This is a genomic window from Aquamicrobium soli (genome assembly GCF_042646345.1).
In the GTDB taxonomy this organism is placed as follows: domain Bacteria; phylum Pseudomonadota; class Alphaproteobacteria; order Rhizobiales; family Rhizobiaceae; genus Mesorhizobium; species Mesorhizobium soli_A.
Map to the genome: position 1 here is coordinate 715,574 of NZ_JBHRTK010000012.1, position 15,593 is coordinate 731,166.

20 protein-coding genes are annotated in these 15,593 nt (G+C 60.9%); 18 read left to right on the plus strand and 2 right to left on the minus strand.

All coding sequences use genetic code 11. The features are described 5' to 3' along the window. Positions 1-17 precede the first annotated feature (17 nt). Together ruvC and rcdA are read right to left on the minus strand one after the other, a co-directional pair. The gene (gene ruvC / locus ACFOHJ_RS13265) at positions 18-527 is read right to left on the minus strand and encodes a crossover junction endodeoxyribonuclease RuvC (RefSeq protein WP_378221125.1); all 510 of its coding nucleotides are present in this window, start codon (positions 525-527) and stop codon (positions 18-20) included. Between the two features lie 69 nt (positions 528-596). Continuing rightward, entirely contained in the window at positions 597-1,130 is a 534-nt protein-coding gene (rcdA, locus tag ACFOHJ_RS13270) for a protease adaptor protein RcdA (RefSeq protein ID WP_378221575.1), read from the minus strand. A gap of 277 nt (positions 1,131-1,407) precedes the next feature. Between rcdA and ACFOHJ_RS13275 the strand changes: the two genes are divergently transcribed. From ACFOHJ_RS13275 to ACFOHJ_RS13360, 18 genes are all read left to right on the plus strand, one after another. Then, positions 1,408-2,571, plus strand: coding sequence for a tyrosine-type recombinase/integrase (locus ACFOHJ_RS13275; RefSeq protein WP_378221126.1), 1,164 nt, complete (start codon positions 1,408-1,410; stop codon positions 2,569-2,571). A 227-nt stretch (positions 2,572-2,798) separates the two neighbouring features. Further along, entirely contained in the window at positions 2,799-3,002 is a 204-nt protein-coding gene (locus ACFOHJ_RS13280; protein ID WP_378221128.1) for a helix-turn-helix transcriptional regulator, read from the plus strand. Beyond that, positions 2,999-4,201: a DNA N-6-adenine-methyltransferase gene (locus tag ACFOHJ_RS13285; RefSeq protein ID WP_378221130.1), complete on the plus strand. Its 1,203-nt coding sequence runs from the start codon at positions 2,999-3,001 to the stop codon at positions 4,199-4,201. The genes ACFOHJ_RS13280 and ACFOHJ_RS13285 overlap by 4 nt, the downstream gene beginning before the upstream one ends. 103 nt (positions 4,202-4,304) lie before the next feature. Further along, the gene (locus ACFOHJ_RS13290; protein WP_378221132.1) at positions 4,305-4,511 is read left to right on the plus strand and encodes a hypothetical protein; all 207 of its coding nucleotides are present in this window, start codon (positions 4,305-4,307) and stop codon (positions 4,509-4,511) included. Then, on the plus strand, positions 4,492-6,852 hold the full coding sequence (locus ACFOHJ_RS13295; protein ID WP_378221135.1) for a bifunctional DNA primase/polymerase: 2,361 nt from the start codon (positions 4,492-4,494) through the stop codon (positions 6,850-6,852). Before ACFOHJ_RS13290 ends, ACFOHJ_RS13295 begins: the two co-directional genes overlap by 20 nt. Positions 6,853-7,664: 812 nt before the next feature. After that, positions 7,665-8,705, plus strand: coding sequence for a hypothetical protein (locus tag ACFOHJ_RS13300; RefSeq protein ID WP_378221138.1), 1,041 nt, complete (start codon positions 7,665-7,667; stop codon positions 8,703-8,705). A 144-nt stretch (positions 8,706-8,849) separates the two neighbouring features. After that, positions 8,850-9,389 (plus strand): hypothetical protein, encoded by a 540-nt coding sequence (locus ACFOHJ_RS13305; RefSeq protein ID WP_378221139.1) that lies wholly within the window; start codon positions 8,850-8,852, stop codon positions 9,387-9,389. After that, on the plus strand, positions 9,379-9,960 hold the full coding sequence (locus ACFOHJ_RS13310; protein ID WP_378221142.1) for a hypothetical protein: 582 nt from the start codon (positions 9,379-9,381) through the stop codon (positions 9,958-9,960). Before ACFOHJ_RS13305 ends, ACFOHJ_RS13310 begins: the two co-directional genes overlap by 11 nt. Further along, positions 9,950-10,132 (plus strand): hypothetical protein, encoded by a 183-nt coding sequence (locus tag ACFOHJ_RS13315; protein WP_378221144.1) that lies wholly within the window; start codon positions 9,950-9,952, stop codon positions 10,130-10,132. The genes ACFOHJ_RS13310 and ACFOHJ_RS13315 overlap by 11 nt, the downstream gene beginning before the upstream one ends. Continuing rightward, positions 10,122-10,628, plus strand: a complete 507-nt coding sequence (locus ACFOHJ_RS13320) for an HK97 family phage prohead protease (protein ID WP_378221147.1) — start codon at positions 10,122-10,124, stop codon at positions 10,626-10,628. The genes ACFOHJ_RS13315 and ACFOHJ_RS13320 overlap by 11 nt, the downstream gene beginning before the upstream one ends. A gap of 5 nt (positions 10,629-10,633) precedes the next feature. Then, positions 10,634-10,837, plus strand: a complete 204-nt coding sequence (locus tag ACFOHJ_RS13325; protein WP_378221149.1) for a hypothetical protein — start codon at positions 10,634-10,636, stop codon at positions 10,835-10,837. Positions 10,838-10,839: 2 nt separating this feature from the next. Continuing rightward, positions 10,840-11,361, plus strand: a complete 522-nt coding sequence (locus ACFOHJ_RS13330) for an HK97-gp10 family putative phage morphogenesis protein (protein ID WP_378221150.1) — start codon at positions 10,840-10,842, stop codon at positions 11,359-11,361. After that, complete coding sequence (locus tag ACFOHJ_RS13335) at positions 11,358-11,654, plus strand: hypothetical protein (protein ID WP_378221152.1); 297 nt, start codon at positions 11,358-11,360, stop codon at positions 11,652-11,654. The genes ACFOHJ_RS13330 and ACFOHJ_RS13335 overlap by 4 nt, the downstream gene beginning before the upstream one ends. Further along, positions 11,644-13,341 (plus strand): tape measure protein, encoded by a 1,698-nt coding sequence (locus ACFOHJ_RS13340; protein ID WP_378221154.1) that lies wholly within the window; start codon positions 11,644-11,646, stop codon positions 13,339-13,341. The genes ACFOHJ_RS13335 and ACFOHJ_RS13340 overlap by 11 nt, the downstream gene beginning before the upstream one ends. Continuing rightward, positions 13,338-14,012 (plus strand): hypothetical protein, encoded by a 675-nt coding sequence (locus ACFOHJ_RS13345; protein WP_378221155.1) that lies wholly within the window; start codon positions 13,338-13,340, stop codon positions 14,010-14,012. Before ACFOHJ_RS13340 ends, ACFOHJ_RS13345 begins: the two co-directional genes overlap by 4 nt. Beyond that, a complete protein-coding gene (locus tag ACFOHJ_RS13350; RefSeq protein ID WP_378221577.1) occupies positions 14,012-14,521 on the plus strand; it encodes a gene transfer agent family protein in 510 nt (169 codons plus the stop codon). The genes ACFOHJ_RS13345 and ACFOHJ_RS13350 overlap by 1 nt, the downstream gene beginning before the upstream one ends. Before the next feature lie 163 nt (positions 14,522-14,684). Beyond that, positions 14,685-14,849 carry a hypothetical protein gene (locus ACFOHJ_RS13355; protein ID WP_378221158.1) on the plus strand — a complete coding sequence of 55 codons (165 nt, stop codon included), beginning with the start codon at positions 14,685-14,687 and terminating at the stop codon, positions 14,847-14,849. A 76-nt stretch (positions 14,850-14,925) separates the two neighbouring features. Then, a complete protein-coding gene (locus ACFOHJ_RS13360; RefSeq protein WP_378221159.1) occupies positions 14,926-15,510 on the plus strand; it encodes a hypothetical protein in 585 nt (194 codons plus the stop codon). The last annotated feature ends 83 nt before the right edge of the window (positions 15,511-15,593 follow it).

Genomic DNA, 15,593 nt, shown 5'->3' on the forward strand with positions numbered 1-15,593 from the left:
ACAAGTCAAGAACATGGCTAGCCGGCCATGGCCAGGCGGTAGGCGGCGCTTTGGCGGTGGTGGGCGTGGCAGATGGCGATCGCCAGCGCGTCGGCGGCGTGCTCGCTGTCGAAGCTCGCCTTGGGCAGCAGCACCTTCACCATCATGTGGATCTGCTTCTTGTCGCCGTGGCCGACGCCGATCACCGCCTTCTTGACGGCGTTGGGGGCGTATTCGGCGACCGGCAGCCCGGCGCGCGCCGGAACCAGCATGGCGATGCCGCGCGCCTGGCCGAGCTTCAGCGTCGCGACGGCGTCCCGGTTGACGAAGGTCTGCTCCACCGCCGCCTCGTGCGGCATGGTCCGGTGCAGGATGTCGGCAAGGCCGTCATGCAGTTGGCAAAGCCGGCTTGCCAGCGTCGCCTTGTCGTCGGAGGCGACGGTGCCCGAGGCGACGAAGTGCAGCGCGTTGCCGAGGCTTTCCACGATCCCCCAGCCGGTGCGGCGAAGGCCCGGGTCGATGCCGATGATGCGAATCGCTTCCGCCATGGGGAAAATCTACCTTTCGCGGCGACAGATGCCAGCGAAAAGTGAACAAACCGGAAACGATTTGGCGATTCAGCCGCGCGCGAAGGCGGTGTTGAGCAGCGAAATCTGGTCGGACACCGGGTTGAGGCGCCGTCCGGACGCCGCCGCCTGCGGTAGGGTTTCGGAGCCGTAGATTTCCTCGTCCATGCGCCGCACCAGCGCCTGCAGGCGCAGCGAATGGATGACGAGATCGAGGAACTCCGCCGGAAGTTCGCTCCAGCCGGCCGCGTCTTCATTGGCCGAGGCGGTGTCGAGGCGGACCTTCGATTTCTCGGCGGCCACCTGGTCGCGGGTCATTTCGCCGGAATTGGTGGCGCGCTGCAGCAACAGCCAGGAGGCGACCTGCATCAAGCGGGTGGTCAGCCGCATCGATTCGGCGGCGTAGAGGGTGGCGCCCAGCCGGGACAGCTTCTTCGCCTCGACCCGGCCCCTGCCGTCGAGATATTCGGCGGTCCTCTCGACCAGCCCCATGCCCTCGTCATAGAGCGGCTTGAAGGACTGGGAGAAAACGCGGCGTTCGGCCAGCTTGATGGTCTTCGCGCCTTCCCACGACGGTTCGTTCATTTTCATGCCCTGTTTCATGGGCCGACTCGCTTAGCCGGCATGGCCGTACCCTATACAGCCAGGGCCGGAAAAATGCGCCCGCCGAGCGGCGTTGGCAAGGACATGTTTAATAAAGGGTTAACGCGGCCCGCGGGCAAAAAAAGAGCCGCGGATGAGGCGGAAAAATTACTTGCTTCATCATAGACTTGCAAAAATATCCGTTCTTTTTCAATGAATTAGCTTGTCATAAGCGTCCAAAATAACCATAGTATCCACCACCAAACTTATGGTAGGGATTATGGTAAGAAACCGCCTAACCGACGCCAAAATCAAGGGCTTAGACAAACCGGGTATGTATAGCGACGGCGCTGGCCTTTATTTAAGGGTACACGCCGGCGGCAGCAAGTCGTGGTTCTTTGTCTACCAGCGAAACGGAATCCGGCGTGAGCTTGGTCTCGGCGGCTTCGCGGGGATCGCCCCTGTTTCACTGGCTACGGCGCGTAGGAAGGCGGACGAGCTTCGCGACGAACTGGCGAACGGTCGCGATCCTTACGCCGAACGACTGGCGCGCAAGGCGTCCCATGCAACCTTCGCTGATGTCGTCGACGGCTACTTAAAAGCCAAGAACGACTGGACGCCAAAGACAGAAAAGGAGTGGCGCCACCACCTGACCCACCACGCTGAGAAGCTCCGAAACGTCGCCATCGCCGACGTGAACGTCGAATTGATCGAGGCCACCTTACGCCCGCTATGGGCAAAGCGCCCGGCCACAGGCCAGCGTGTGCGCGGCAAGATAGAGGCGGTGCTCGACTACGCGACCGCGAAGAAGATGCGCACAGGCGACAACCCTGCCCGATGGACGGGGCATCTGGAGCATGTGCTCGCCAGTGCCGATCGCGTCACGGGGAAGCACCATGCTGCCCTGCCATATAAAGAAGTGCCAGCGCTGTTTGCCAAGTTGAGCGATGCCGTTGAGGATCGATGCCTGAAACTACTGATCTTGACGGCTACGCGATTGAGCGAACCGAGGCTTGCCGACTGGAGGGAGTTCGATCTGGTCGACAAGGTTTGGAACATCCCAGCCGAGCGGACGAAGACCCGGACTGCGCTTGCCGTCCCGCTCACCGACGAGATGTTGGCGCTGATCGGCGAGCCATCCACTGGTTACGTTTTCCCCGGCGCGAGGAAAGGCCGGCCATTCGGGCACGCCGCAATGGGCGCCATCCTGGAACAGCATGCACCCGGATTCGTCATCCATGGCCTGCGGTCCAGCTTCCGAGATTGGGCTGGCGAAGAAACAGACTACCCGCGCGAGATCGCCGAGTGGGCGCTAGGCCACAAGGTTGGCAGTGCTGTCGAGCGGGCCTACCGCCGCGGCGATGCCCTGGAGAAGAGACGGCAGTTGATGCAGGATTGGTCGGCCTTTTGTGCTAAAACGTCGCTGGCAAAAAATAACGCTTGACAGAGGAATGTTTCTGGTGGGTGTATATTTTGATTGACAATGGCGGCCATTATTCACATAATACAAACTGTAAGAAGTACCCGCGCTGCCGTTCTTTAGCAGCCTCTTAGCTCCGCCGGTGGGAACCGGACGCCAGCCGTAGCGCCAGCGGCATTCACCGCCAAATGGCGGATCTTCACCACAACCGAAAATTTGCCACGTCCGGATTCTGTCTGGAAGGAGGTCCTATGACGCCCGCTAACGATAACGCGGTGCTCGTTTCGTTGAACGACGCCGCCCGCATGACTTCGCTCTCGAGGTCGATGATTAATCGATACCGCGCCGAGGGACGGTTCCCTGCCGCCGTGCCTATGGGCGAACGGCGCATCGCGTTTATCAAGACGGAAGTGACCGCGTGGATTGCCGACCGCATCGCCGCGAGGGCAGCATGACCGACCTCGTCCCCATCGACAAGATCAACATCTCCGGTGGCACACAGTCTCGCGCCACTCTCGACCAGGACACCATCAACGATTACCGGGACGCACTTCAGGCCGGAGCGACGTTCCCGCCGGTGACCGTCTTCTATGATGGCTCGCACTACTGGCTTGCGGACGGATTCCACCGCGTTCATGCCCATATCATGCGGCGGGTCTCGAATATCGAGGCCGAGGTGCGGCAAGGCACCTGCCGAGATGCGGTACTATATAGCGTCGGCGCCAACGCATCCCACGGCCTGCGCCGGACCAACGCGGACAAACGTCGCGCCGTCGAGACCCTGCTCGAAGATGAAGAGTGGGGAAAATGGTCGGACCGGGAAATCGCCCGCCGCTGCGGTGTTGACAACAGCTTCGTGTCTCGACTCCGCAAAGCGGTCACCGTGGATGAGCCACAGTCAGAGCGCACCTATACGACCAAGCACGGCACGGTCGCCACGATGCAGGTCGCGAATATCGGGAAAGCCCCACCGTCAGGTATAACGGACCAGTGGAGGGCTGAGGCAGCGGACTCACTCGCCGGCGGCCGTGAACAGAGCGACCCGGTTGCCGCAAATCGGAATGCCCCCTGCTCAAGACCACATCGGGCAGACTACTCCGGCGACAACGAGTGGTATACGCCAGCCAGGTTCGTCGAGATGGCCCGCTCTGTCTTGGGGCAAATCGATGTTGACCCGGCCAGCAACGACCACGCGCAAAAAACTGTGAAGGCGGCGACCTACTACACGGCCGAGACAAACGGCTTGGACAAGGAGTGGAACGGCACGGTTTGGATGAACCCGCCTTTCGGGCGGGGCGTTATCGCGCTCTTCATCGATAAACTTGTGCAGGAATACGGGTCTGGTCGGACAACTGAAGCCATCGCTCTCGTGAACAACAACACGGACACTGGATGGTTCAACAGCCTGTTCAACCATTCGACGGCCGTCTGCTTTGTGAAGGGCCGCATCCCCTTTTATAGCCCAACCCGGCCGGGCGGACCCGGTCTCCCGCAGGGGCAAGCCTTCGCATATTTCGGCCTCAAGCCGGTCCGGTTCTTCGAGGTGTTCAGCGCCGTTGGGAACGTCGTCAATATGATGAAGCCCGCACATGCCGCACATGTCGACGAAGATCTTCCGCTAGTGAAAGAATGGCTGTCGAAGGCGGCCGCATAACCGCCAACCAAGACCCGGCAACGGGCTTCACCACGACCACCTAACGGGAGACCATCCCTTGAAAATCCTATCAATCCGACCGGCGTCGCCGGGAGGCGGGAGTTTGCGTGCGCGTGTCGACGTAGAGACACCTGCAGGCATCCGCCTTTTCAACGTCGCTATCAAAGAGACAACGCAAGGCTGGCGAGCATTTGCGCCTTCGGCCTTCGGCAGCGCCGCTGCCACCTTCACACATGAAATCGCCGCCGAGATCGTCGCAGCGGCCCGCATTGCCCTGGAGAGTTTGCCCAATGACCGCAGCCGCCGCTAAGACCGACCCGATCATCGACCTTCGCGTCGCTATGATACAGAATGGGTACAGATATGTCCCGGTGAAGGGAAAAGGCCCCAAGATCACTGACTGGCCGAACTTCCCCCAAGACCTTGCCGACGTAGCGCAGAAGGCCCGTCAGCACCGCGACCACCCCAGCACCGGCATTCTCACAGGTGACGTCGTTGCCATCGACGTCGATGCACCGGATCCTGCCGTAGCCGAAAAACTGATCGCACGGCTGATGGAAATTCCAGGAGCGACTTCAGCACCATGTCGCACTGGCCGCGCACCCAAATGCCTCTTTATCTTCCGAGCATCCGAGCCGCGCAGGAAGCGGTCGACTGCCTTCTATATCGTCAACGGGCTTGATTGCCAGATCGAGGTGCTCGGACTAGGCCAGCAGTTCGTCGCGTATGGGATTCACGACACCACGGGCAAGCCTTACAGCTGGACTGGCGGCGATCCGCTGACTGTGCCGTTGGCCGACCTACCGGTGATCGACGTCGGAGCAATCGACGCATATCTGGCCGACGCCACCGCTATCCTGGCCGAGGCCGGGTTACCCAAGAAGGAAGCCGTCCAGCGCCAGCCAAAGCAGGTCGGCGAAACCTTCTGGCAGCGCGTCAACACGGCAGCCCTAGCCAACACGGACGCATGGGTGCCAGTTCTATTTTGCGGCGCTCACAAGGAGGCGGGCACGGGCGCATGGCGCGTATCGTCAAAGGAACTTGGCCGGCCGCTTCAGGAGGATATCAGCATCCACCCGGATGGAATCCAGGACTTCGGGCGCGAGCAGGCGGAAACTGCGATCAATCTGGTCGTGGAATACGGCGCCGCACCCACCACCAAGGACGCGGCGTTGTGGCTCTGCGAACAGCTTGGGCTCGATCCCGCTGCGCTTGGCTGGGAAGTCCGGCAACCAGTCTCGGTGAAATTCGGCACCACATCAACGCCTCCCGTTGCCGACAACGATGACGAGCCGCCAGAACTGGTCGACACTTCCCTCCCGTCGATCATCCAGACCACTGCGAAGCTTGCCGATTTCACTCATCCAGGCGGCCTGGTCGAGGACATGGTGGACTGGATCGTGTCCAGTGCGGAGCAGCCATCGCGAGAACTTGCCCTCGGCGCGGTTCTGGCGTTCATCGCTGCGCTCGGTGGCCGGCGATATAGCACGACTGCCCGCGATACCCGCGCCAACAGCTATATCGTGGCCTTGGCGGAATCCGGCTTCGGGAAGCAACATGCCCGCGACCAACTCGATCGGATCCGGACGCACTCCGATGGATACCTGGACCGCTATTTTGGTCCAGCCCGCATCATGTCTGCATCGGCACTTCGTAGTGCGCTGGAACGCTGGCCGTCGCTGATCTGTCTTGTCGACGAGTTCGGTGGATTGATGAAAGACATCCTCGACAAGCGGGCGGGCGAGCACAAGCGGGGCATTTCCGTCGACCTGCGCGATTTCTTTTCGGCCTCCAGCACCAGCTTTGCCGGTGCAGAGTACGCGAAGATGAAAGCGGTTCGCATCGAAAACCCGAACCTGAACATCTACGGCACCGCAACACCCGGTCAGTTCTGGTCGGCACTGTCCTCCGCATCGTCGGAAGATGGCCTGCTGCCTCGCCTCCTGCTCTTCAACGTCGTCGGTGAGTCCGACATGGTGGAGCCGCAGCGCCATGTTGATGACGTACCGCGGGAATTGGTTGAACGACTGTACCCGATCGCCGGGATCCAGTCCAAGGTCGATAGCCCTCGCAGCTTGGGCCGCATTCTGGATGACGCCGACAAGGAGGGTGGGAAGAAGCCCCTTCCCGCTACCGTTGTTCACTGGACGGCTGATGCGGAAGAGGCGCGGAAGGCCTTCAAGGAAAAGGAGGTCGCTGCGGCACGGGAGGCAAACGATCTTGTTGCGCCGTTCATTCACCGGCTGACGGAACACGCCATCAAGCTGGCGCTGATAGTTGCAATCGCCTCGACGAAACGGGAGGGCAAGACCAGGACGCGGCCCCTCATTGACCTAGCCAAATGGCGGTGGGCCTCTGGGCTGGCGGTAGTTTGCGTCGGTGACATGGTTCGGGCGGTTGCCGAGTACGTGGCCGACAACGAGCGCGAGGAAATCTACAAGCGCATCTCCAGTCTATTGGGCAAAGCTGGAAGTGCCGGCCTGCCCCGTAGCGTGGTGATCGACAAGCTGCCGAAGCGTTTCAGCCGGCAACTTCGTGAGGAGGTCATTGCCGACATGATTGAATCCCGCCGCGTCAAGGAGGTGGAACTACCTTCCGCAGCGAACACCAGAGGGGGGCGGAAGAAGCTCCGACTTGTGTGGCAGGGGTAGTTTCTTCCGGTTTCTTCCTAACCCAAAAAAGAAGAAACTAACTGCAAAAAGCTCAATGAAATCAACGATAATGTCTCTAAAAAGGTAGTTTCTTCTTGTTCTTTGTGAGTTGGGGGAGATTCCATTTTTCTTCTACCCCTAGGAAAAAAGAAGAAACTCCTTTTTTGGAGCTAAGGCATTGATTATTCATATGAAACGGAGGGTAGTTTCTTCTTTTTTGGATTGAGGAAGAAACTCCCCTGACCGGGAGGGGCGGGTCCGATCTCTCCCGGCCACACCCGGGGGCCGGCGCCCCTAGGCGTCTGTCCGCGCGTGCAAAATGGGAGGAAAAACTTGGAATCCGAATTTACAATTTTGTGGATAGGATTCTGCCCTGGGGGGCGCGGGTCGGGGAGGAAACGCGACGGAGATTTGGAGCGCCCCCCCCTAGGGGTGCCGTCAAAGTTGCCACCTGCGGCCAGCGCGCACCGGCCCGTTCCTCGCGCGTTAAATGCCGCAGGTTTTCAGGAGGTTTTCAATGGAGGTTCACATGACCGACACCGCAACAATCCGTGCCCGCGCCGCTCGATGGGCAGAGCACGACGCGCGCGTACCGTATTTCGATCAGCGCCTCGCTCGATTGAACGGCACGAACCGCGCCGGCAGGCGCCCGCATTCCTTCTTGGAACCGACACGGAAATCCGTTTTGGCGCTGATCGGGGCTAACGATAACCACCCGGCAGGGGGTACTTCCGATCTCTCCGACGACGCCAGACCGGGGACCGGCGCTCCCCCATCGCGCACAAAACCACAATTCAAAATATGGGGGGGGTATGATGACTGACCGCAAACTCACCGCAGCAAATGACAACCGACATCACCGTTTCCGCGGCGGGTTACCGCCCTGTATCGCCAAGTTGGCGAAGGTGGATCCGGAAGGGGCTTGGAGCGTGCTGGAGTTCGGGAAAACTTTCGACGCGCAACTTGCCGTTGACCCCGGCGGCCACGATGACGACGAGCGGGCCGGTAGTGATACGGCCGATTTTGGTATGGATTGTCGCCACGAGACGAAACCGTCGATCCTGCAAATGCTGGCCGACGTCCTTCGCCCTCGCGTGGTCCGGCATATAGACGGCACCATCACACGGCATGCCGGGCCGGATGACGTTCAGTTCGATGGCGACGTCGCTCTCCTCGGCAGCATGGTATTCCATCTACGCCACGGCATGCGCCGCGCCCCGGCCGGAGGGAATCTATTCAGCTATCAGGACGCCAACGGCAAGACGCAGGCCGCGCAGGTGGTTGCGGAGAAGCCCAAGCAGGCGCGCCAGTCAAGCATAGCGACGGCGCATCTATGGGCGCCGCGTGTTGTGGAAGGTGCGGCAGCCAAGCGCCAGCAGCCGGACAGGTCGGTGCGCTATCTCGATCTCGGCGGCACGCCCATGCCGCCCTCCATGCCCGCGCCGTATGCCTGCGACGGCCGCCCGCCCCTGAAGGAGCAGAGGCCTGATATGCCGTTCCATACCGCTTGCCGGTTCGGCTATTATGCGCCCGCGGTGGCCAAGGGCGCGCACTGGCTCGGCGGCGTTATTAAGGGCAAGCCTGCTGCGCAGATGCCCGCCCCGATGCCTGACCGGCCAGCTGTGCCAGATGATGTCGCCGTGATACTGGAGATGGCGTTGGCGCGGGCGACGTATGAGCAGATTGGTATCGAGCGTGGCTACGGCGGCGGCTATGCCGATCGTGCCGGCAAGCGCGCGTTCCTGTCGGCAGTCGAGGCGATCAAGGCGATCTTTCCCGCTCCGAAGCGTGCGCCGGGTTGGGAAGAGCACTTGGCCAAGCTTCGCGGCGAGCCCGAGGCAATAGCCGCATAATATTTCGCAGCGGTGTGCCATTCCGCGCCGCGCCAACGCTATTTAGCAGGAAGGCAAAACCTTCCCTTCACCTTAGACCCGCCTCTCGGCGGGTTTTCTTTTCACCACACAATCCGACAACTTCGAAAATCGAAAGGATTCTCCATGCCTTCAACACTGGAGGCCGTCGACGCTGTTGCGCGTCATCTCGGCTTCGATCCTCACCGCGCCAAGGCCGTGGCGCGATCACTCACAGAAGACGGCGCGCTGCCTGCCGGTGCGCCCGGCCGCTCTCCGGAACTCAAGCCCAATCATGTTATCGACTTGGTGCTCGGCTGCGCTGTTGACGCACCGCTGCGCGCCATCGCACCGGCGGTCGGCCATTATCGCGCAATGCTTCCGGGCGGCGCTAACCTCGACACCGCCCCGGCCGGCATCGTTCGAACCGCAGGTGATGCGCTGGATATCTGGGCCGACGTTGCCATTTACGGCGACAGCGATGTCCTGAGGCACGACTTGATCGAGGTCGTGGCGAATTGGGGCGAGATCGCCATCCAAACCGGCGATGTTGTGAGCCGCTTCGTCCCGGCAGGAACCCTGGCGGCCCATTGGCGCGATTCCGGTCATCGTCGATCGGTCACCATCAACGGCGCAGCCTTGGTCGACTGCCTTCATTCGCTTTTCGGAGAAACCCATGATCGGTAAGAAATCCGCCCCCGCGACAGCACCCTTCCGCGTACCGTCTCTAGCCGAGGTCGATACCGAATACGCCGCGCTGCTGGAAAAGCAGGCATCACTCACGGCGAAACAGGGCGAACTTGAGCGCGAACGGCGTTTGGTCGAGAAGGCGATCGCCGCCGACACAAGTCCTGAAGTGCGCCCGCAGATTGCGGAATTGCTCGGTGATGAGCCCGGCTCGAAGGCACTCAACCGCCGCCGCCTTTCCGAAATCCGAGGCGAACTTTCCGACATCGATCAGGCGCTCGGTGTGCTGCGCCAGCGCCTTCAGGATGCCCGTGGTCGAGCCTCAACGGCGGTCGTGGCAGCATCTCGCATGGAGTACGCGCGCCGTGTGAAGGCCATGGTCGTGGCCATGCAAGCGCTCGACGCTGCGCATAAGGACTATGACGATCTGCGGTTCCAGTTCGAGGCGGAAGATATCGCCTGGACGTCACTGCGGCCAATGACGCCCGCATTTCTGGGCGGTTCAAACGAGCCGGATCGAAGGATAGCGCGTTTTATTCGTGAGGCACGGGAGGCCGGCTATGCAGATTGAGAAGGCCACCGAACGCCGCGGCAAGTCGAAGCGCAGCATCAAGCTGCCCGGCGGCGAGGTTCGATACGCCGACACCTCGCCGGAGGCGATTGCCCGCGTGTTGCGCAGCAAGTCCAAGCTGGGCCGGCGCGAGGCGAAACTGGACGCGGCGGAGAAAAAGCTTGGGCGATAGCATCTCTGGATACGCGGCCCGCTTTGGTGACGAAACCGTCATCGCCGGTGAGTTCCGCGAGAAACTGGCTCCGGGTGCTTTTGCCCGGACGCTGCGTGAAAAGCCAGACGTCGTGATGTTGCTCGACCACGATAGCGGCCGCGTCCTTGGCCGCACCAGCGCCGGCACGCTTGCGTTGCGGGAAGATCGGATTGGCTTGTGGTTCAATCTCGACGTCGATACCTCCACGCCGGAAGGGCAGACCGCCCTGGGCACTGTCGGTCGGCAAGACATCAAGGGTTGCAGCTTCGGGTTTAGAGTCCGCGCCGAGGAGTGGCAGGACGGCGGCGATCGGTTGCCGCTCCGCATTATCACCGACGTCGACTTGCACGAGATTACGCTGACTGCATTCCCGGCGTACCCGACCACCTCCGCCTCGCTCACCCGCAGCAACAATAACAACGCCGCTCGCCGCCGTGCGGAAGCCGCAATGCGGCAACGAGGGCTGTCGTGTTAGGGCGCGTGATCAGCTTCACCGGCCATTTCGGCTTTATCGATAGCGGCGGGGAGCACGTTTACTTCATAGCGGGCGATGCGGCGAATATCCGGCGCGGCGATGACGTGCGGTTCAACATGGCGACGGTCGACGGCCGGCCGCGGGCGGTCGACGTCCGGGTGGTGGATCCTGTGGTCGCCGAGGAAGTCGACCGCGTGCTGGGGACGTAGCCATGCCCAACACCGTAAAAATCGAAGGCCTTTCAGAGCTTCTCAAGGGTCTCGACGAGTTCAAAAAGTCCACACAGCGCGGCATCCTCGAGCGGGCCGTGAAGCGGGCGGCTAAGCCCGTAATGGAGACGGCCAAGACGCTCGCTCCTGTCGATACTGGTGCGCTCAAAAGGTCAATCACCACCAAGGTCGTCCGCAACAACGCTGGGAAGGCCGCCTTTGCCGCTGTCATGAAGGGCGGCGGTAGCAAGAGTGAGGCTGCGGCCGCTGCGCGGGAAGCCAACAGCGCGGCGCGTGCGGTCGGCAGCGGACCATCCGCGCTGGTGCGGGTCCAGGCGGCGGCGCCACATGCGCATTTTGCGGAATGGGGAACGAAGCACTCTGCTGCGCACCCCTTCATGGGGCCGGCATTTTTGGAAGGCCAGCAGACTGTGCCGCGGTCGATCGCTGCCGACCTCAAGATCGAAATGGAAAAATCCGCCCGGCGCATTGCAGCGCGGGCCGCAAAGAAAGGGAAATCATGAACCTGAAATTCAACGCAAACGCACTCTGCGCGGTCGAGCGGGCATTGAAACAGCCGTTCGCCGCAATCATCGCGGAGTTGGAATCGGAAGCAGGGCCAGCGTTGTCGACGCTGCGTGCGTTGCTCGCCGCCGGCATTGCCTCCGCGAAATGGGGCGACTTCGTAACTGTCGCCATGGACGAGGCCGAAGCCGGCAGGCTGATCGATCAGCGCGGCGTCGATGCTGTGGCACTCGAAGTCGGCAAGGCTTTGCGCGAATACTTCGTGACGGTGGGGCTGGCCCGTGGCAACTAGTCTGGGTGGTATCTTCGTCGACATCGGCCTTAATTCGGCGAATTTCCAGCGCGGCGTCAACCAGGTCAAAGCCCAGGCTGCCGGCTTGGGCGCCAGCCTCCGGAAATCGCTCGGGGGCATTCAGCGCGAGTTCAACGTCGGGCTCGGCCGCGGGTTGCTGGGCGGTATCGCGGCCGGATTCTCGGCTGGTGCCATCAAGAACCTACTCGACAGCGCGACCGGCATTAAGAATGCCCTCAGGGCCGCGGGGCTGGCCGGCGAGGGCCTTACCAAGGTTTATGATCGGCTTTTCGCCAGCGCACAGAAGAACCAGGCGCCGTTGGAGGGCTTGGTTACGTTGTACAGTCGCGTATCGCTCGCGCAAAAGGAACTGGGCGTCACCAGCGAGCAGATCGTTGGCTTAGTCGACACCGTGGGCAAGGCTATCCGGCTTTCCGGCGGCGATGCTGCACAGGCATCCGGCGCCTTGCTGCAGTTGTCTCAGGCGCTCGGCGGCGGAAAAATCCAAGCCGAAGAATACAACAGCTTGATCGACGGAATGCCCGGCCTGCTGCAAGCTGCTGCTGCCGGCATCAAAGAGGCCGGCGGCTCCGTTGCCAAACTCACGGCGCTGGTCAAGTCGGGCCAGGTATCTTCGAAAGCGTTTTTCGACGGCATTGCAGCGGGTGCGTCCGTCATAGATCAGCGACTTGCCGGGGCTGAGCAAACCGTGTCCGGCGCGTTCGTGCGGCTTCAAAACGTCCTGATCGACACCGCCACCCGCATCAACGACAGCACCGACGCCAGCGAGATACTCGCCAACTTCCTGAACGGCCCTCTAACGAAGGCGATACAAGAAATCGGTAGCGTCTTCGCGGGTGTTGGTGATGGTCCGATTGCCGGTTTCATCGGCTGGATCAACAAGGCCGTCGACGCCACGGTCCAGGCTGCCGCCGATATCGGGCAGGCAACCGGGCTCGCGAAAGTCGGCGAGTCGTTTGGGGCGAAACCGTATATTGGGCCGGGGAGGATTCAGTCACGCATCGACGATGCCTTCGCCGGAACCACCTACACGACGCCTAAGAGCGGCCGGAAGCCAACCGAAGTCACGGTCAACAACGGCACGGTCACCAAACCGATCAGCCTGGCGGATTATCCGGTCACCGGCAGCGGTAGCGGCGGGGGCGGTCGTGGTGGTCGCGCTCGCCGCGACGATTACCAGCGCGAAATCGAGCAAATCAAAGAGCGCACTGCGGCCATCCAAGCTGAAACTGCGGCGATGGCGGGCATCAACCCGCTGGTCGACGATTACGGGTATGCGGTCGAGAAGGCCCGGTCGAAGCAGGAGCTTTTGACCGCCGCACAGAAGGCCGGCAAGGAGATCACGCCCCAGCTTGCTGCGGAGATCGAGAATGCTGCTGATGCTTATGCCAGTGCCAGCGCAGAAGCTGGTCGCCTGGCAGAGGCGCAAGACAAGGTGCGCCAGGCCGCGGAAGACGCCAAGGAAACGGCGCGTGATTTTGCAGGCACGTTCATCGAAGGGATGATGGACGGCAAGTCTGCGGCAGACGCGCTGTCAGACGCGCTGAAGCAACTTGCCAGCCGGCTGCTCAACAGCGGTCTAGACCAGCTTTTTGGCATTGGTGGTGGCGGCGGTGGTGCGCTGCTCGGGGGGCTATTCACACTCAATTTGGGAGGTGCACGATGAGCGCATTCTACGCACTGAATTACGGCGATCGCATCGAGTTGCTGACGGACGGCGCGGTGTACGATGACGACGGTACGTTGACGGCTATCCGCCGGAAGGTTTGGCATTCTGAGCGCATTCCTATGGCCGTTACGGGCCGGGGGAATGCGAGCGCGGTCCAGTTGCTGGCCATGGCCGTTCTCCTGCCCGACGCGTACGGAAGCACTGACAGGGTGCTGGAAGCCGTGCCCGGGTTGCTCGACAAGATGGCTGCGAAACAGCACGGCGGTGCGAAGCCGGGCTATTTCGAGATCGTCATTGCGGCCATCTCGGAGACGCGCGGGCCGGTCATTTTTTACGCCTCCAGCGCGGATTGCTACGGCGCCGGCTATGTACCGTTTACATTGGTCGAGGCCGGAAGCGAGTTTGGAGGCGGTGTGCCGATCGACCCAGCCGGCATCGATGTTTCAGACGGTCTGCGCGCCTGTGGTGCCGAAATATTTGAAAGGATGCGCCGTGTGCGCGGCCCGAATCCAACCGCTCCGGATTCGCCGCCGCTCCACGGCATCGGCGGCCACGTCGATCTGACTGTCGTGCGACCCGGCGGTGTGACAGTAGAGCGGATACGTGAGTGGCCTGACGTGATCGGCGAACCGATCGATCCCTTTCGCGTGGCAGCAGAAGCGGCGTGATGCGCCCCGTGACTGCTGAGTGGCTGGGAAGGCGGCATACGTTCCGCCTTCCCCTCGGCGGCATATTTGCCATCGAAGATGAGTGCGGCAAGCCGGCCTGGACAGTGCTGGGTGACATGCTGGCCGGTCGGGTGCGCATGGAGCAACTTGAGGCCGTGCTGTTCCATGGCCTCTTAGGCGCCGGCATGTCGATCGCCGAAGCCGCTGCCGTGCTGGATGATACACGGCGTTCTGGCGGCCAGGTAGCGGCCGCTGTCGCTCTATGCATCGCGGTGCTCGCAAACGCGCTGGACGCACCCCAGGCCAAGGGCGGCGGCGAGGGTGAGCCGTTCAACCGCAAGTCAGCTTACCGCAGCGGCTTTGCCATGGGTATGCGGCCGGCAGACGTCGACGCAATGTCATTGCGCGAGTTCCTGGCTGCCGTCGAGGCGTTTACTTCGAAGAGCGGCGGGCTGTCCGAGGCCGAGAGGGACGAGTTGTGGGAGTGGATACGGGAAGGGGGGGGATGACGATGGAGCCGTTGTTGCCGCCGGGTGCGAAACATTTTTTAGCCAGTCGCGTTAGCGACAATATGCGTATTGCGGATTGAGAGAAAATTGACAAATATGCTGGCGTTATGTATGGCGCGCGCAATTGCGGAGATGCCACGCATCATTAAGCGGGAGAATTAGAATGCAAAGATGTGAAATCGACGAAAAGAGCAATGCTCTTCCTCGTGATATCTCGCGTTTCAAGCGGCTGTATCCGAACGGGCGTGCCGTGATCCGTGAAGACGCTGATACCACGCTTGCGTTCCTTTCCACTGCTGAGTTGGTGTTGGATAAGACTCGCCACTAGTTTGTGGTTGAAATTCGTACCAATAAGGGCGAAGGGATTAACCCTTCGCCTTTTTTATTGGCAGAATTGGTGAGAAATGATTCGGATCGACGAACGTAAGCTGGACGAGTGGCTAAATAGCTACGAAGAGTTCAACTATGCTTTTAGAGCCTTTTGCTTTGCGCATTTTCGCGTTCATAACGTGCATGCTGACTTCGTTCCGAACGTAATACGTCAAGTTCATGAGCAGTGGGTGAGCGATAACAACCAGTGGCTTACAGAAGAAGCGGATGAGGCCACGACTACGCTGTCCCACGTGAAGATACTCTCCCTTCTTCTTTATAATCTAAGCTCCGAGTCATTTCTCGGTAACTTATATAACCATGACTATGATGAAGAAGAAAAGTACACATTTAAAGGCACAGACCAGCAAAAGTATGAGGCTCGACGTGATTTGATCGATGGCCGTGAATCTGTACTGGCGATGGACTTTTGTATTATGATCATAGATTGGTTTGAACGAAATAGAATTGACCGCTTTGAACCCTACAGGCAAAGGTTGACTAAGGACATGCGGCATGATCTACTCAATTATCTTTTAAGTGGTGCTTGTGAACGCAAGGCGTTATATTTGATCTTGAAGGCATTGTATTTGCGTTCTGGCGGAGGGCACGCGAATTAATAACTCACTGCACCCTCGCCGAGGATGCATGAGGCCGAGGAAAGGCCGGGCTACAAGTAGCGCGGGCCTATGGCCTCCTCCGG

Bases quoted from the DNA above. Each gene is read 5' to 3' on its own strand.
- ACFOHJ_RS13285 (WP_378221130.1), top strand. From the start codon at position 2,999: ATGACCGACCTCGTCCCCATCGACAAGATCAACATCTCCGGTGGCACA.
- ACFOHJ_RS13300 (WP_378221138.1), top strand. From the start codon at position 7,665: ATGATGACTGACCGCAAACTCACCGCAGCAAATGACAACCGACATCAC.
- ACFOHJ_RS13310 (WP_378221142.1), top strand. From the start codon at position 9,379: ATGATCGGTAAGAAATCCGCCCCCGCGACAGCACCCTTCCGCGTACCG.
- ACFOHJ_RS13345 (WP_378221155.1), top strand. From the start codon at position 13,338: ATGAGCGCATTCTACGCACTGAATTACGGCGATCGCATCGAGTTGCTG.
- ACFOHJ_RS13295 (WP_378221135.1), top strand. From the start codon at position 4,492: ATGACCGCAGCCGCCGCTAAGACCGACCCGATCATCGACCTTCGCGTC.
- ACFOHJ_RS13330 (WP_378221150.1), top strand. From the start codon at position 10,840: ATGCCCAACACCGTAAAAATCGAAGGCCTTTCAGAGCTTCTCAAGGGT.
- rcdA (WP_378221575.1), bottom strand. From the start codon at position 1,130: ATGAACGAACCGTCGTGGGAAGGCGCGAAGACCATCAAGCTGGCCGAA.
- ACFOHJ_RS13280 (WP_378221128.1), top strand. From the start codon at position 2,799: ATGACGCCCGCTAACGATAACGCGGTGCTCGTTTCGTTGAACGACGCC.
- ACFOHJ_RS13305 (WP_378221139.1), top strand. From the start codon at position 8,850: ATGCCTTCAACACTGGAGGCCGTCGACGCTGTTGCGCGTCATCTCGGC.
- ACFOHJ_RS13275 (WP_378221126.1), top strand. From the start codon at position 1,408: ATGGTAAGAAACCGCCTAACCGACGCCAAAATCAAGGGCTTAGACAAA.
- ACFOHJ_RS13315 (WP_378221144.1), top strand. From the start codon at position 9,950: ATGCAGATTGAGAAGGCCACCGAACGCCGCGGCAAGTCGAAGCGCAGC.
- ACFOHJ_RS13335 (WP_378221152.1), top strand. From the start codon at position 11,358: ATGAACCTGAAATTCAACGCAAACGCACTCTGCGCGGTCGAGCGGGCA.
- ruvC (WP_378221125.1), bottom strand. From the start codon at position 527: ATGGCGGAAGCGATTCGCATCATCGGCATCGACCCGGGCCTTCGCCGC.
- ACFOHJ_RS13360 (WP_378221159.1), top strand. From the start codon at position 14,926: ATGATTCGGATCGACGAACGTAAGCTGGACGAGTGGCTAAATAGCTAC.
- ACFOHJ_RS13350 (WP_378221577.1), top strand. From the start codon at position 14,012: ATGCGCCCCGTGACTGCTGAGTGGCTGGGAAGGCGGCATACGTTCCGC.
- ACFOHJ_RS13355 (WP_378221158.1), top strand. From the start codon at position 14,685: ATGCAAAGATGTGAAATCGACGAAAAGAGCAATGCTCTTCCTCGTGAT.